The 15632-nt window shown below is 64.9% G+C and carries 13 protein-coding genes; 3 read left to right on the forward strand and 10 right to left on the reverse strand.

Features of this window, described 5'->3' with window-relative positions:
• Window positions 1-799: 799 nt before the first annotated feature.
• The 7 genes from C556_RS0108940 to C556_RS0108970 all read right to left on the reverse strand — a co-directional run bounded on the left by C556_RS0108940 (window position 800) and on the right by C556_RS0108970 (window position 11113).
• Window positions 800-1372, reverse strand: coding sequence for a chalcone isomerase family protein (locus C556_RS0108940; RefSeq protein ID WP_018747904.1), 573 nt, complete (start codon window positions 1370-1372; stop codon window positions 800-802).
• A 272-nt stretch (window positions 1373-1644) separates the two neighbouring features.
• Complete coding sequence (locus tag C556_RS0108945; RefSeq protein ID WP_018747905.1) at window positions 1645-2850, reverse strand: acetyl-CoA C-acyltransferase; 1206 nt, start codon at window positions 2848-2850, stop codon at window positions 1645-1647.
• A 77-nt stretch (window positions 2851-2927) separates the two neighbouring features.
• Complete coding sequence (locus tag C556_RS0108950; protein WP_018747906.1) at window positions 2928-5312, reverse strand: 3-hydroxyacyl-CoA dehydrogenase/enoyl-CoA hydratase family protein; 2385 nt, start codon at window positions 5310-5312, stop codon at window positions 2928-2930.
• 334 nt (window positions 5313-5646) lie between these two features.
• On the reverse strand, window positions 5647-7119 hold the full coding sequence (locus C556_RS0108955) for an OmpP1/FadL family transporter (RefSeq protein WP_018747907.1): 1473 nt from the start codon (window positions 7117-7119) through the stop codon (window positions 5647-5649).
• A 147-nt stretch (window positions 7120-7266) separates the two neighbouring features.
• Window positions 7267-9723: an acyl-CoA dehydrogenase gene (locus C556_RS0108960; RefSeq protein ID WP_018747908.1), complete on the reverse strand. Its 2457-nt coding sequence runs from the start codon at window positions 9721-9723 to the stop codon at window positions 7267-7269.
• 16 nt (window positions 9724-9739) lie between these two features.
• Window positions 9740-10390 (reverse strand): TetR/AcrR family transcriptional regulator, encoded by a 651-nt coding sequence (locus tag C556_RS0108965; protein WP_018747909.1) that lies wholly within the window; start codon window positions 10388-10390, stop codon window positions 9740-9742.
• Between the two features lie 330 nt (window positions 10391-10720).
• The gene (locus tag C556_RS0108970; protein WP_018747910.1) at window positions 10721-11113 is read right to left on the reverse strand and encodes a YchJ family protein; all 393 of its coding nucleotides are present in this window, start codon (window positions 11111-11113) and stop codon (window positions 10721-10723) included.
• Window positions 11114-11319: 206 nt separating this feature from the next.
• Here C556_RS0108970 and C556_RS0108975 point away from each other — a divergent pair, with 206 nt between their 5' ends.
• Window positions 11320-12033, forward strand: a complete 714-nt coding sequence (locus C556_RS0108975; protein WP_018747911.1) for an HAD family hydrolase — start codon at window positions 11320-11322, stop codon at window positions 12031-12033.
• Between the two features lie 16 nt (window positions 12034-12049).
• Window positions 12050-12790 (forward strand): CHAD domain-containing protein, encoded by a 741-nt coding sequence (locus C556_RS0108980; RefSeq protein ID WP_018747912.1) that lies wholly within the window; start codon window positions 12050-12052, stop codon window positions 12788-12790.
• A gap of 64 nt (window positions 12791-12854) precedes the next feature.
• Here the strand turns inward: C556_RS0108980 and dut are convergent, their stop codons facing one another.
• Window positions 12855-13304, reverse strand: a complete 450-nt coding sequence (gene dut, locus C556_RS0108985; RefSeq protein WP_018747913.1) for a dUTP diphosphatase — start codon at window positions 13302-13304, stop codon at window positions 12855-12857.
• Window positions 13305-13680: 376 nt separating this feature from the next.
• Between dut and C556_RS23615 the strand changes: the two genes are divergently transcribed.
• A complete protein-coding gene (locus C556_RS23615; protein WP_211214701.1) occupies window positions 13681-13908 on the forward strand; it encodes a hypothetical protein in 228 nt (75 codons plus the stop codon).
• Between the two features lie 66 nt (window positions 13909-13974).
• Here the strand turns inward: C556_RS23615 and C556_RS22935 are convergent, their stop codons facing one another.
• Both C556_RS22935 and C556_RS22235 read right to left on the reverse strand, forming a co-directional pair.
• Window positions 13975-14445, reverse strand: coding sequence for an Imm42 family immunity protein (locus C556_RS22935; protein ID WP_157236053.1), 471 nt, complete (start codon window positions 14443-14445; stop codon window positions 13975-13977).
• Window positions 14445-15632, reverse strand: a 1188-nt coding sequence (locus C556_RS22235; RefSeq protein ID WP_169338608.1) for an RHS repeat-associated core domain-containing protein, incomplete at its 5' end; no start/stop codon positions are given. The genes C556_RS22235 and C556_RS22935, both read right to left, overlap by 1 nt.

Below are 15632 nucleotides of genomic sequence, written 5' to 3' on the forward strand. Positions count from 1 at the left end.
TAAGCGGTCAAGAGACCGCGAGAAGCCTAGAAAAGCTCAACAACAGTGCACGGGTTAACCCACCCCGCGCCGGGGATCAACGAGCCAGCGTCAGACGCCAGCCGTAGGATTTGATAAGCAGACGCTGACTGTCTTCAACGTTGCGGATGATCTTGAACAGAGTACGCATTTTATTCCTTCTCCTTTTGGGTCCGGATTGACCTTCAGTGGTGCGTCCGGTTTGGACACAGACGAATCCTATCAAAACTACATTTCCCGCGCAACACTTTTTGTAGAAAAACTACGTATATATCGATGTTTCACGATGTAACTTACTACCTAAATATCCGCTCAAGCCTTACAAATCAACGATTTTGTCCGTAGCAACAACAAAACAAGCCCTACATCAAAACGTAGCAAAACTACTGCCACATCTTGGCGCACTACATGGGGCACCACGCGCCAAAGCGGCGCAGGGCCTGGGTTTGCGGGCAATCGGGTGCTGCGACGCAACATGGGGACGCGCCGAATGAAGGGCGTCAGCGCGGCATGACGGCGGGGTGGAAATTGAAAGCTGGGCAATGCCAGTCGCGGCGCGGCCTGGAAGCCGTGGCGCCGCACAGGGCGGCCAGCCGGTTGGCTGGGATGGATGAGCGGCGGGTTGTCAGGTGGCGGCGGCGCCGCATGTAACAATGCCGCATCTGCACGCGCCGGCGGGGCTGCCGGCGCGCTGAAACAAAACTACGTAGGACGACTACAACGGCGCCGGCACGCGCCGTCGCCCAGGGCGGCGGCCGGCGCGTGGGCGATGCGCAGGTGCTCAGCCGCCGAGCAGCTTGCTTTTCAGGCTGTCCTGCACCGGATCGTTGCCCAGCCAGATCGACAGCATGGCGCTGGCGAAGTCATCGCCGGCAATCACCGGGTAGCTCTTGCCACGCACGGTGACGCGGGTGCCCTGCCCCGGAACGAAGTCGAGCTGGATCACGTCGCCCTTGGCCACGGTCTTCACTTCCTTGAACACGCGGTCGAGCGCGTCGAGCTGGGCGGCGTACTGCTTCAGCCCCGCCTTGCCGACGTTGTCCTCCAGGCCGTCGACGAACGACTCGTGCATGGTGGCCGCCGACACTTCGCGCAGCATGCGCAGCTCCATCCGGCGCGGCGCGGCGGCGCGGATCACCGCGTTGGCCTCGTTGCCGCGCTTGGCGGTATACAACGCCGCCACGTAGACATCGACCACGATCTTGGTACGCACGCCGGCGCCGTTCAGCACCAGCGCCTGGCCGGCGACATCGGCCTTGTCGGGCACGTTCTGCCCGGAGATATCCAGCGCTTGGGCGGCGGCGACGCTCAGCAGCAGGCTGGCGGCGAGCAGAGTCTTCTTGAACGGATGCATGGTGTTTCTCCTGGTCTGGCAGGGCCGCGCTCAGGCGGCGCGCCCCACGGGGGTGTGACGACGCCGCCCCACGCGTCGGCGACGGGTCGATGCGGCGGACGCAATGCGGAATGCCTGGCCAAAAAAAGGCCCGCGACGCACGCGGGCCAAAGACAGGCAGAGCAAAACCGGGGCAAAGCGCGCCCCGCGCGCGCCGTGGCGTGCGCGGGGAACGGGCTTGGCGAAAAGGATCATCGGGTGGCCGCTGCGGCCGGCAAGCCGGCCGCGATGCATCACAGCACTTGCAGGATGCCGGCGGCGCCCATGCCGGTGCCGATGCACATCGTCACCATGCCGTACTGGCCGGTCATGTCCTTGCGGCGCATGCCGTGCAGCAGCGTAGCGGTGCGGATGGCGCCGGTGGCGCCCAGCGGGTGACCCAGGGCGATGGCGCCGCCGTTGGGATTGACCTTGGCCGGGTCCAGGCCCAGGTCGCGGCAGACCGCCAGCGCCTGCGCGGCAAAGGCTTCGTTCAGCTCGATCCAGCCCAGGTCGGCCAGCGACAGCCCGGCCAGCTTGAGCGCGGCGGGGATCGCCTCCTTGGGGCCGATGCCCATGATCTCGGGCGGCACGCCCTTGACCGCGAAGGTGACATAGCGCGCGAGCGGGGTCAGGTTGAATTCCTTGAGGATCTTCTCCGACACCAGGATCACCGCGCCGGCACCATCGGACATCTGCGAGCTGTTGCCGGCGGTGACGCTGCCCTTGGCGGCGAACACGGTCTTCAGCTTGGCCAGCCCTTCCAGGCTGGTATCGGGGCGCGGGCCCTCGTCGGTGGTCAGGGTCTTGTGGCTGACGCGCACTTCGCCGCTGCCGAGGTCCGGCGTGCGGTAGGTGACCTCCAGCGGGGTGATCTCGTCGGCGAAGGCGCCGGATTCGATGGCGGCCAGTGCGCGGCGGTGCGATTCCAGCGCGAAGGCATCCTGGTCCTCGCGGCTGACCTGCCATTGCTGCGCCACCTTCTCGGCGGTCAGGCCCATGCCGTAGGCGATGGCGACGTTCTCGTCCTTGGCGAAGATCTCCGGGTTGAGCGCCACTTTGTTGCCCATCATCGGCACCAGCGACATGCTCTCGGTGCCGGCGGCGATCATCACGTCGGCCTCGCCGAGGCGGATGCGGTCGGCGGCCATCGCCACGGCGTTGATGCCGGACGAGCAGAAGCGATTGATGGTGACGCCGCCGACGGTGTGCGGCAGGCCGGCCAGCAGCGCGCCGATGCGCGCCACGTTCATGCCCTGTTCGGCTTCGGGCATGGCGCAACCGACGATCACGTCCTCGACGCGCGCCGGATCCAGCCCCGGCACCTGGGCCAGCGCGCCCTTGAGCACGTGGGCAAGCATGTCGTCCGGGCGCACGTGGCGCATCATGCCGCGCGGCGCCTTGCCCACCGGCGTGCGGGTGGCGGCGACGACGTAGGCTTCCTGTATCTGTTTGGTCATTGGATATCTCCGGTGAGGAGCAAGGGGCGGATTGGAAGGGCACCTCACCCCTCACGCCTCACCCCTCACTCGTCGTATCAGTTCCGCAGGGGCTTGTTGTTCTCGAGCATGTACATGATGCGTTCCTGGGTCTTGCCGCGTTTGAGCAGGCCCATGAAGCGCTCGCGTTCCAGCTTGAGGATCCATTCCTCGTTCACCAGGGTGCCGGCCTCGACATCGCCGCCGGTGACCACCTCGGCGATCTGCACGCCGATGTGGTAGTCGTACTTGGAGATGAAGCCGCCTTCGAGCATGTTCACCAGCTGGCCCTTGATGGTGGCGGCGCCGCTGCGGCCGGCCACCGGGAACGCCCTGGGCTTGACCGGCGGACGGTAGCCGGTGGCGGCCAGTGCGCGCACCTGGGCCTGCGCCACGTAGAGCAGTTCGTTGGCGTTGAACAGCACCACGTCGGAATCCTTGAGGTAGCCGATCTGCTGGCCTTCCTCGGCGCTGGTGCCCACCTTGGCGGTGGCCATCGCCATGTAGTAGTCCTTGAGCACGGCCAGGATGTCGCCGCCGCGCGCCTCGCGGGCGGCGCGCAGCGCGAACTCCTTGCAGCCGCCGCCGGCGGGCAGCAGGCCGACGCCCACTTCCACCAGGCCGATGTAGGTTTCCACCGCGGCCACCACGCGGGCGCAGTGCATCAGGAATTCGCAGCCGCCGCCGAAGGCGTAGCCCTGGGCCGCGCCGACCACCGGCACCTTGGCGTACTTGATCGCCATCGAGGTGTTCTGGAACTCCGCCACCATGTTCTCGATCGCGCCGAAATCGCCGGTCATGAAGGCCGGGCCCATGCTGGCGAGGTCGGCGCCCACCGAGAACGGCGCCTCGGGGTGCCAGATCACCAGGCCGGGCCAGCCTTCCTCGGCGATGCGGATCGCCTGCTGCACGCCGGCCAGCACGTTGGCGCCGACGGCATGCGCCTTGGTGGTGAACGACAGCACCGGCACGTCGTTGCCGCCGCCGGACTTGGGCGGCAGCCACATGCGCACGCTGTCGTTCTCGAACAGCGTCTCGCCGTAGTCGGGCTCGGCTTCGCCCACCAGTTGCGGCGGGTAGAGCTGGCGCTGGTATACCGGCAGCGCGGAACGGCCGACCAATTGGTCGCGGCTGGCGCTGTAACTGCCTTCGGGCGTGTGCACGCCGTCGCGGCCCTTCACCCAACCCGGCAACGGCGTGGCCGACATGGTGCGGCCGGCGGCGATGTCCTCGGCGATGGCGTCGGCCACGGCCTGCCAGCCGGCGGCCTGCCACAATTCGAACGGGCCCTGCTTCCAGCCGAAGCCCCAGCGGATGGCGAAATCCACGTCGCGCGCGGAATCGGCGATCTCGGCCAGCATCACCGCCACGTAGTGCCACACGTCGCGCATGCAGGCCCACAGGAACCGCGCCTCGGGATGGGGGCTGGCACGCAGCGCGCGCACGCGCTCGGCCGGATCGGCGATCTTGAGGATGGCCTTGACCTCGTCGCTGCCCTTCTGCCCGGCCTCGACGTATTCGCCGGTGGCGGCATCCAGCACCAGCAGCGTCTTGCCGTCCTTCTTGTAGATGCCGGCCTTGGTCTTCTGGCCCAGCGCGCCCTGCTCGATCAGCCGGGCCAGCCAGCCTGGCACCCGGTAGTGCGGGTGCCATGGGTCGCCGGCCAGCTTGCCCGTCATGGTGTCGACCACGTGGGCGAAGGTATCGAGACCCACCACGTCGGCGGTGCGGAAGGTGGCGGATTTGGGGCGGCCCATGCGCGGGCCGGTCAGGTCGTCCACCACGTCGAAACGGATGCCGAACTGCTCGGCATGGTGGATGGTGGCCAGCATCGAGAACACGCCGATGCGGTTGGCCAGGAAGTTCGGGGTGTCCTTGGCCCGCACCACGCCCTTGCCCAGGCGGGTGACCAGGAAGGTTTCCAGGTTGTCCAGCAACGCGCCGTCGGTCTTGAGCAGCGGAATCAGCTCGACCAGGTACATGTAGCGCGGCGGATTGAAGAAATGGATGCCGCAGAAGCGGCGTTGCAGCTCGGCCGGCACGCCGTCGGCCAGCGACTGGATCGACAGGCCCGAGGTGTTGGTGGCGAGGATGGCATGCTCGGCCAGGTGCGGCGCGATCTTGTGGTACAGATCCAGCTTCCAGTCCAGGCGCTCGGCGATGGCTTCGATCACCAGGTCGCACGAACCCAGCAGTTCCAGGTCGCTGCCGTAGTTGGCGGGCTGGATCAGTTCGGCGCGCGACGCGGACATCAGCGGCGCCGGCTTGAGCTTTTTCAGATTGTCCAGCGCCTTCAGCACGATGCCGTTGGCCGGGCCATCCTTGGCGGGCAGATCGAAAAGAAGAGTCTCGATCCCGGCGTTGACGAGATGGGCGGCAATCTGCGCGCCCATCACGCCCGCGCCCAGGACCGCGACGCGGCGGATATGCACGGTATTGGCCATGTGGTAAGGACCTCGTGTTGACGTAGGTGGCAAACAGCCAGGGCGCTCGGGTACGCGCCTGGGCGATGCTGGCTTTTTCAGCCAGTCGAATCTGCGGCGAAACGCTCCAGCGGATACACCCATGGCGATCGCTGGCAACGACGAAACCGCTGCGGAAAAACACTTCCGCCGACCGGCGCAGCGCACCGGCTCCCTCGCGGCGGCGAGGGCGGGGGGAGTGGAATCAATCAAGGAGCGCCGTTGCCGGCATTCCCCCGGTGAGGAGCGCCCGGCTTTGCCGGGCGCCTGATACGGCTTGCGCCGCCACCGGAGTCATGTCAGGCAAATAGGCGCGTCAGAAGCGGTAGTTCAACTGCACCCCGAAGATGTTGGCGTAGCTCTCGAAATCCGCCTTGGTATTGGTACCGCTGCCGGTACAGCTCGGCAGCACGCATTCGGTGTTGTTCATGCTGCTGTCGGCGATGTGCACGTAGGTGTACGCCACGTCCAGCGAGATGTCCTTGTTGAACGCGTAGTTGGCGCCGATCGAATACCAGATGCGGTCGCTGTCCGGCAGGTTGGCGATGCGCTCGTCGTCGCTGGGTACCGGCGATTCGTCGAAGGCGATACCGGCACGCAGCTTGAGCGGGCCGCTGTACTGGTAGGTGGTGCCCACCGAGTAGCGGTTGGTGCTCTTCCAGCTCTGGTCGATCACCGCGTCGGGCAGGCCGGTGTCGAAGTCCAGCCGCAGTTCCTTGAACTTGTTGTGCCAGGTGTGCGTCCAGTCGCCCATCACGGCGAACTTGTCGTTGATCTGCTTGAAGAAGTTCATCGAGAACGAATCGGGGGTATCGACATCCACCGTGCCGTTGCCGTCGGTAAAGCCCTGCGCGTTCAAGCCAGCCTGCACCGCGCCGTTCCACGCGGCATTGACGGTGGAACCGACCATGGGCAGCCCGGCGAACACCGAGTTGCCGAAGCTGGACGGACGGCTCCAGTCGGCATCGCCTTCCAGGCTGTGGCTGATGCTGGAACGGTAGGCCGCGCCGAAGCGCAGGGTTTCGTCCACTTCCCACAGCACACCGAGGTTGAAGCCGAAAGCCCAGTCGTCGCCCTCGTAGCTCAGTTCACCGTCGTAGTTGCCGTTGCTCATCATGGCTTCGGCGGCCTGGTGCAACTGGGTGGGGGTCAGCACCACGCCCTGCGCGGCCAGCGCCTGGGCGAACGCCGGCAGGCTGGTCGAGGCCAGGGTGCCGAAGTCGGCCTTCTTCTTGAACTTGGCCTTCATGTACTGCACGGTGGCGCCGACGCCGACCGAGAACTGCTCGTTCACCTTGTAGGCGAACTGCGGGTTGATGGCGAAGGTCATCATGTCCAGGTCGATGCCGTTGTAGCGGCCGGCCCAGTTGTCGTCGTACTTGGTCTTGTCGCCGAACGGCACGAACAGACCCAGGCCGCCGTACATGCGGTCGTTGAACTGGTGCGCCCAGTACATCTGCGGCACCAGCACCGGGCTGGTGGGGCTGTCGCCGCCGGGGCCGTAGATGGTGGCACCCTCGGCATTGGTGGCGCGCAGGTTGGACACGTCGATGTGCGGATCGACCACGATCAACGCGCCGGAGATGTTGTCGCCCTTGAGGCGGGTGAGGCCCGCCGGGTTGTAGAAGATCACCGTCGCATCGGCGGCTTCCGCGCCGTTGGAATTGGCGACGCCCTGCGAGCTGACGCTCTGCGTGCCGAAGTGATATCCGGAAGCCATCGCCTGCCCGGCCAGAACGGCCAGGCTTCCCGCCCCCATCAGACGTAATGCCACTGCGATCTTGTTCATAGGTAGTGCTCTCCGTGTTTGGCAGCCGACGGCTGCGTCGTCCCACACTCTTGCGGTGGTGGTATCGATGGTGTGCCCTGCCCCGGACGCCCCCGGCCCGAGGCCCTGCCGCCTTCCCTTTCGCCGGGGCGGCGGCTATGCACCTTGTTAGATCACGACCCGGCGCATTGCCTCCGGATCGGCGTGCTGCAACCCGGCGTCGAAGTCGTCGACCATGATCACTTCGCGCTTCAGGCGTCGGGCGCGTTCGACGGCGGCGAACTCCTGGTCGTTGATCAGGCCCTTGCCGCGCGCCTCCTGCAGGCGCTCGCGGGCGGTGATGGCCTTGAGCTGACCCTCGCGCTGGGCGCGGCGCAGCTTGCTCTCCAGGCCCTCGGTCTCGATCACGGCCTTGAGCGCGTATTCCAGCACGCCGACCGAATCGTTCTCGTCCTGCGAGCGGTACATGAACTCGACCAGGCGGTCACGCGACTGCGACGGCTCCATCAGCGAGCGGGCGATGCGGGTGCCGACGCGGTCGGCCGGGCCCTTCAGGCTCATGCCCAGCGGGAACACCACGCGGCGCATGCACCAGGCGAGGAAGCGGTTCGGGTGATTGTTGAGGAAGCCGTTCATGGCCTCCTGGCAGTCGTACAGCGCCGACTCGACGGCCCAACGCACCAGCGGGCGGTCTTCCTTGGGCTCGCCGTCGTCGTGGAACTTCTTCAGCGCGGCGGTAGCGATGTAGAGATTGGACAGCATGTCGCCCAGGCGCGCCGACAGCTTTTCGCGGAACTTCAGGCTGCCGCCCAGCGTGGCCATGCCCATGTCGGCCAGGAAGGCGAAGGCGGCGGACAGGCGCACCACGTCGCGGTAGTTCTGCGCGGTGGGGCCGGATTTGGGCACGCGCACCAGGCGGGCGCCGGTCAGCCCCATGACGAAGGCGCGGGCCTTGTTGGAGATCACGAAGCCGATGTGGCCGATCACCGCGTCGTCGAACTCGACCGCATCGTTGGCCATGGCGGCGCGCAGTTCGCGCAGCACGAACGGATGGCAGCGGATGGCGCCCTGGCCGAAGATGATCATCGAGCGCGTCAGGATGTTGGCGCCCTCCACCGTGATTGCCACCGGCACCGCCTGGTAGCCCTGCGCCAGGTAGTTGCGCGGGCCGATGCAGACGGCCTTGCCGGCATGCACGTCCATCGCGTCGTTGATGGTCTTACGCATGCGCTCGGTGTTGTGGTACTTGAGGATGCCCGACAGCACCGACGGCTTTTCGCCCATGTCGAGGCCGGTCAGCGCCAGGCGCTGCGAGGCGTCCATCTGGTAGGCGTAGCCGCCGATGCGCGCCAGCGCCTCGTCCACGCCCTCGAAGCGGCCGATCGACAGGCCGAACTGGTTGCGGATGCGGGCATAGGCGCCGGTGGTGTAGGCGGCCAGTTTGCCCGACGCCACCGACATCGCCGGCAGCGAGATGCAGCGGCCGACCGACAGGCACTCCACCAGCATGCGCCAGCCCTGGCCGACATAACTGGCGCCGCCGATCACCCACTCCATCGGGATGAACACGTCCTTGCCCCAGTTCGGGCCGTTCTGGAACACCGAGGTGCCCGGATAGTGGCGGCGACCGATTTCGACGCCCTGGTGCTCGGTGGGGATCAGCGCGCAGGTGATGCCGATCTCGTCCTTGTCGCCCAGCAGGTGGTCCGGGTCGTACAGCTTGAAGGCCATGCCCAGGATGGTGGCCACCGGGCCGAGCGTGATGTAGCGCTTTTCCCACGACAACTTGATGCCCAGCACGTTCTCGTGGCGCTGGCCGGTGCGCGGGTCGGTGTAGCTGCCGCGGGTGACCACGCCGAAGTCGGGGATGCCGCCGGCGTCGGAACCGGCCTCGGGGCTGGTCAGCGCAAAGCACGGGATCTCGACGCCCTTGGCCAGGCGCGGCAGGTAGTAGTTCTTCTGCTCCTCGGTGCCGTAGTGCTGCAACAACTCGCCCGGGCCGAGCGAGTTCGGCACCATCACCGTCACCGCCGCCGAGCCGGAGCGCGTGGCGATCTTGGTCACGACGCGGGCGTGGGCGTAGTTGGAGAACTCCTTCCCGCCGTACTGCTTCTTGATGATCATCCCCAGGAAACCCTGGTCCTTGATGAACTGCCAGACCTCGGGCGGCAGATCCTTCTGTTCGTGGGTGATCCGCCAGTCGTCCAGCATCGCGCACAGTTGCTCGGTGGGGCCGTCGATGAACGCTTGCTCCTCGGCGGTCAGCTTGGGCGCGGGGAACTGGTGCAGACGGTCGAAATCAGGCTTGCCGGAGAACAGGTCGCGATCCCACCACACGGTGCCGGCGTCCACCGCTTCCTGCTCGGTCTGCGACATCGGCGGGGTGATCTTCTTGAACACCTGGAACATCGGCCCGGTGAGCACGACACGGCGCAGCGGCTTGAGGTTGAGCACCGCCAGCACCACCAGCACCGCGACGCCCCATCCCCAGTGCGCGCCGCGACCGAACACGGCATAGCCGATGCCGGCCAGCGCCACCAGCGAAGACAGCCACAGCGGGGCGCGCCAGTAGGCGAGCGCCAGGATAGCGACGAGGATGACGGCCACACAGATCAGCACGGTCATTTTGTACGACTCCTCTTTATGGATTGGCGGCCGGTGCGTTCAGCCCGGCTTCGATGAAGGGCAACAGCATGCGGGCGACCAGGATGGGATCGCGCGCGTTGACCAGGGGTTGATCCATGAACAGCCGCAGCACGTTGTTACCGGCGAAGGCGTTGAACATGGCGCTGGTCAGGAAATGGAAGCGCCAGTGCACTTCCTGATCGGATAAATGAGGCAGGGCCCGGCGGTAGGCCGCCAGGTAGCGACGCGTCACCTCGCCGTAGCGGCGGGGCATGCTTTCCTTGAGGATGGGATGCGGCTCGACGAAGGTGCGTCCCATCAGGCGCACGAACAACAGGCCGCCCAGCGAGGCGTCGCGACCCAGTTCGGCCGAGCCGGCGACGAAGGCTTCGGTGATCTCGCGCGCATTGGGCGCCACATCGCGCGATTCCAGCTCGCCCAGCCGTTCCAGCGTCAAACGGGCGAAGGGCTCGGCACGGCGTTCGAACACCGCCTTGAACAGCCCGTCCTTGGAACCGAAGTAGTAGTTGACTGCGGCGATGTTCACGCCGGCGGACTGGGTGATCATGCGCATGGAGGTGGCGTCGAAGCCATGCTCGACGAACAGCACCTCGGCAGCATCGAGGATGCGCGTGGACGTTTCCAACGCCTTGGCTGTTTCGGCCATATCGGTTCTCCGGCGGCTCTTCCGGGTGGAGTTCGATACCCCCGGAATTATTCACGTAGTAACACGCATTTGTTTTCAAACATCTGTTTGAAAAATTAGCGTTCGCACCCTACCGCTGTCAAGCGTGGTGCACAAAAACATCACCTAGGGATTTCCCGCACCGAAGCGGGGCAAGCGGGGCGCGTTGCGCCTTGGGAAGGGGGAAGGGAGAAGGGGCACGTCAACAGCAACACCCACAGCTTGGTTCTTGGCCGTTGTTGTTGTTGTTGTTGTTGCTTTTACCCTTCCCCCTTCCCTCTTCTCCCTTCCCCCTTCCCAGCGCGCAGCGCATCAGGCCACCAGATCGCCATCCACGTAGTACCAGCGCCCATCCTCCAGTACGAAGCGGCTGGTCTCGCTCAGGCGGTGGGCGCGGCCGCCCACCTTGTAGCGCGCCACGAAGGCCACCACCGCGCGCGCGCCGTCGGTTTCCGCACGGCGGATCTCCAGCCCCAGCCACTTGGCCGGCGCGTCGTCGGCCAGGCCCAGCGCCTCGGGGCGGGTGCTGGCGTGCCAGGTGGCGAGCAGGTAGTCCTCCAGCCCCAACACATAAGCGGTATAGCGCGAGCGCATCAGCGCCTCGGCGCTCGGCGCCGCCTCGCCGGCGTGGTAACGCCCGCAGCACGCCGCGTAGGGATGCGGCAGGCCGCAGGCGCAGGAAGGGGATTTGGGCGATTTGTGCATGGCGGGTGGCGAAAGCGGTCAGGTAGACTGCGATTTTACCCACGCAGTCCAGACGCCTGTTCGCGATCTTGGCGCGCCACCGCCGCGCCGGAGCGGCCAGAAAGGGAACCGACCGGCGTCGCCCGGATCGATCTCATGCCGTGGCGCCCGCATCCGCCACCCAACCGCCCCGCCCTCGTCGCGACAGCGCGCAACCGAAGCCGACCATGAATCTCAATCCGCCGCACCACGCCACTGTCTCCGCTTCCTCCACCATCGCCAGTGCGCCACGCGCCGCCATCTTCGACATGGATGGCCTGATGCTCGACACCGAGCGCATCGCGCTGGGCTGCTGGCACGCCGCCGCCCGCGAACTGGGCCTGCCGCTCAGCGAGGAGGACGCGCTCGGCATGGTGGGCATGCATTCGAGCAAGGCGCCCGCCTACCTCGCCGGACTGTACGGCCCCGATTTCCCGGTGCGCGCGCTGATCGACGCCACCCACCAGCGCTACCTGGCGGCGATGGAGGAGCCGATCCCGCTCAAAGCCGGCCTGCTGGAGCTGCTCGACTGGCTGGCGGCCGAAGGGCTGCCGTGCGGCGTCGCCACCTCCACCCGCCGCCGCATCGCCGAGCACCACCTGGCGCAGACCGGCATCCTGCAACGCTTCGCCCAGACCGTCTGCGGCGACGAGATCGAACACCCCAAGCCCGCACCCGACATCTATCTCAAGGCCGCCGGCCTGCTGGGCGTGGCGCCCGGCGAATGCGTGGTGTTCGAGGATTCCAACTTCGGCGTGCAGGCCGCGCACACCGCGGGCTGCCGCGTCATCATGGTGCCCGACGTGCGCCCGCCGCAGCCCGAGACGCTGGCGCTGGGCATGCCTGTGGTGGCATCGCTGGTCGAAGCCCAGGCGCTGACCCGCCAATGGTGCGGCCGCTGACCGACAGGATCGAACCATGCCCAACAAGAAACAGCTCACCCGCACCCTGTTCGACGCGCTGGCCCACATCGAAAGCCAGCGCCTGGACGTACTGAGCGGCCGCGACGACGCGCTGCACCAGCTGCGGATCGCCTTGCGCGGCTGGCGCACGCTGCTGCCGCTGGTGTTGCGCCGCCAGCCCGAGGACCGCGCCATCGTCGCCGCGTGGCGCGAATTCGCCACGCTGACCGGCCCCGCGCGCGACGCCGAAGTGCTGCTGTCGCTGCTGCCGGCCGACCATCCCCGCCGCGCCGAAGTGCAGGCCCGACGCGACGACGGCTACACCGCGGTGACCGCCGCCCTGGAAAGCGTGGACTGGCCGGTGCGCGTGGCCGCCAGCCGCGCCTGGCTGATGCTGCGGCTGGACCTGCGCAAACGCGCCACGCTCCAGGCCCGCATCCGCCGTCGGGCCGAGCGCCTGGGCCAGCGGCTGCGCCAGGACCTGGCCGCCGACCCCAGCCCCGAGCACTGGCACCAGGTGCGCATCGACGTGAAGAAGCTGCGCTACCTGATCGACTACGCCGGCAAGTGGCTGCCGCGCCGCAGCCGCAAACTGCGGCCGCTGCTCAAGGCCGCGCAATCGACATTGGGCGAGCTGCACGACCTGGACGTGCGCGGCGCCGACGGCATGGCCTTGCCGGGCGACGACGCTGCACGCGAACGGTTGACCGCAGACTCGGCCAAGCTGGTTGCGCAATTGCGCCAGCGGCTCGGCTAGCGTCTCATCCGATCCAAACGCAGACAGGGGCGAATCGCCCCTGTCTTTTTTGGCTGCGCCGCGCTCAGTGGCGGCCGGTGCTGCCAAAACCGCCGTCGCCGCGCTCGCTCAGGTCGAACTCGTCGACCACGTTCAGCTGCATCTGCACCACCGGCACCACCACCAACTGGGCGATCCGCTCCAGCGGCTGGATGGTGAACGAGGTATGCCCCCGGTTCCACACCGAGACGAACACCTGTCCCTGGTAATCCGAATCGATCAACCCCACCAGATTGCCCAGCACGATGCCGTGCTTGTGGCCCAGACCCGAGCGGGGCAACACCATCGCCGCCAGGCCGGGGTCGGCCAGGTGGATCGCCATGCCGGACGGCACCAACGTGGTCGCACCGGGCGCCAACACCACCGGCGCATCGATGCAGGCGCGCAGATCCAGCCCGGCGGCGCCGGTGGTGGCGTAGGACGGCAGGTTGGCGCGCAGGCGGTCGTCGAGGATCTTGATGTCGAGAATGGGCATGGCTCGGTCCTGATGAAAGTTGCCGGATTGTAGGGCGAATCGGTACTCGAATGTGGGATGCGTTGACCTCTGGGTCAGGCACATTGCTTTGTTGGGCTTCATTGGCGGGATTACCCCACATCGCCCGGCACGCCCTGCGCTGCATCCCGGCCTTCGCCCTCCATACCCCCATTGAAGTTCGATACAGCCAAATCCACCAATGCTGTGAACGGATCAGCCCTGCCCGGCCCTTCGATGTCGCACGGCAAGCACGCATGGGCAATTGACCTTTGCAAAGGCAACGACGTGCTCAACACTGCCGGCGACGACCTGGGCGAGATCAAGGGCATCATGCTCGACGTGCAACGCAGCGGCCTCGCCTGCCCCGTGCGGTCGTTTGGCAGCCTCCTCGGCATCGGCAACAAGCTGGCTCGCCATCCCCTGGCAGGCGCTGGTGCTGGACACCGACCGCAAACGCTTCGTGCTAGACGTCAGCGAGGAACACCTGAAAGTCGCGCCGGGCTTCGACAAGGACCACTGGCCGAGCATGGCCGACCTGCAATGGGCGTCCAGTGTGCTTAACTACTATCGGTACTATCGGATGGTTCCTTATTGGCAGCGTTGATGGTTCAGTGCTGATGCAAAGACAAAACCCTGCGGGGTTTTATTTCTTTTAACCAGGGCAGCTCAATTAGCGCAAAGGCCTAGATGAGCCAAAATCAGATAAAACTTTAGAAAAGAAAGCAGCAGGAATAATTGAACATTGAAGCCCCTCAGGATAATTCTTATACTCAAAGAAAGGCTTATCCAACAACTTCCACAGGAAAACCACTTCCTCCCCTTTAAGAAAAACAACAATTGAAAAATCGTCAAAAGAATCACCAAGCGACAAAAAATATTGCCCAGCCCCCTCAATTTTTTCCGATTTTATCAAATCATACATCTGACATACAGCCTCACCCCTTAAATAGTCACCATCTAGTCTTTTTGAAAAAACACTCTTCAATTGCGCCAAAACAAGCGAATGAATACTCGTATCATCAAAAGTTCCGACATACTCACCTCCGAGCCAAAGTAGAACTCGTCCGACTCCACCAATCAAATCTTCATCAGAAGCAAGTTCTATCGCAAATATTTGTTTGTCGCCAAAAAGCAAGCTCATCACCAAGCCTTCACATCTTTAGGAATATTATTTGGATTAATATTGCGAGAAACTCCACTGGCTGTTCTTCCATTTGTCGACCCATTCCAATGCCAATTTCCATTTCCATCATTCTGGAAGCGATGATATTCGGCCTTTTTACCACTACCAATTTTTGTCCACCTGTTTCCATCAGACCCCCGTTTACTATTTTTCCAAAGCTCTTCATGATTTTGGGGGAGCGTACTTTTTGAATTGTTATATGGATTTGGCCCCCTGTTTGACGCATCATGATGACCTGGATTCTCATAGCTATCCGTGGGACATAGTCCATCGCAGGCACATACGGTCTGTTCAACCCATGGCAGAATAGTATAAGTCTCGCATGACTCTACCATCATGCCATCAGCGCTACATTTTCGTTGACATTTTGCAAAATCAACAGGATTGCAAGACGTCAATCCCAATGGATCAGAATAGGTTATTGAATTCCCATTGGAATAGGAATATGTATTAACCCCCCCCACCAGCCCAATCGGATCGCTCTGGATATACCGCCCGATCCGCGGATCATAGTCCCGGAAGTAGTTGTAGTACCGCCCCGTCTCCGCGTCGAAGTATTGCCCCGGGAAGCGCAGGTTGTAGACCAGTTGTTGCCCGTCGTTGTCCGGGTCGGCGTTGGCGCTGCTCTGGCCGAACGGTTCGGCGATCGCCCATTCCCACACCACCTTGGTGTCGGCCGGGTTGCTCAGCTGGCGCGGGGTGCCCAGGTGGTCGGCCCAGGCGTAGTACACCTTGGGCGCGGGGGTGGCGGCCTGGACCACGGCGACCGGGAGGTTCTCCAGCCAGATGGTGTCCAGCCGGGGTTGGCCGCTGCCGTCGTATTCGCCCAGCAGTTGCCCTTGTTCGTCGTAGACGAACAGGGTGGTGTTGCTGGCGTTGTCGGTCTTCTTCACCCGCTGGCCGAGGGCGTTGTAGCGGTAGTCCCACCAGACGGCGCCGCTCTTGCTGCGCAGGATGCGTCCGGCGTTGTTGTAGACGTTGGCGCCAGCGTTGACCACGTTGCCGGCGGCGTCGTAGCTGTAGGTGCCGTTGAGGTTGCCGGCCACGCTGAGCAGGCGGTTGCTGTTGGGGTCGTGGGTGTGGGTGGTGACGGCGCTGCCGGTGCGCTTTTCGGTGCGGTTGCCGTTGAGGTCGTAGCTGTAGCC

Origin of the sequence: Chitiniphilus shinanonensis DSM 23277, from assembly GCF_000374805.1 — a bacterium.
GTDB classification, from domain to species: domain Bacteria; phylum Pseudomonadota; class Gammaproteobacteria; order Burkholderiales; family Chitinibacteraceae; genus Chitiniphilus; species Chitiniphilus shinanonensis.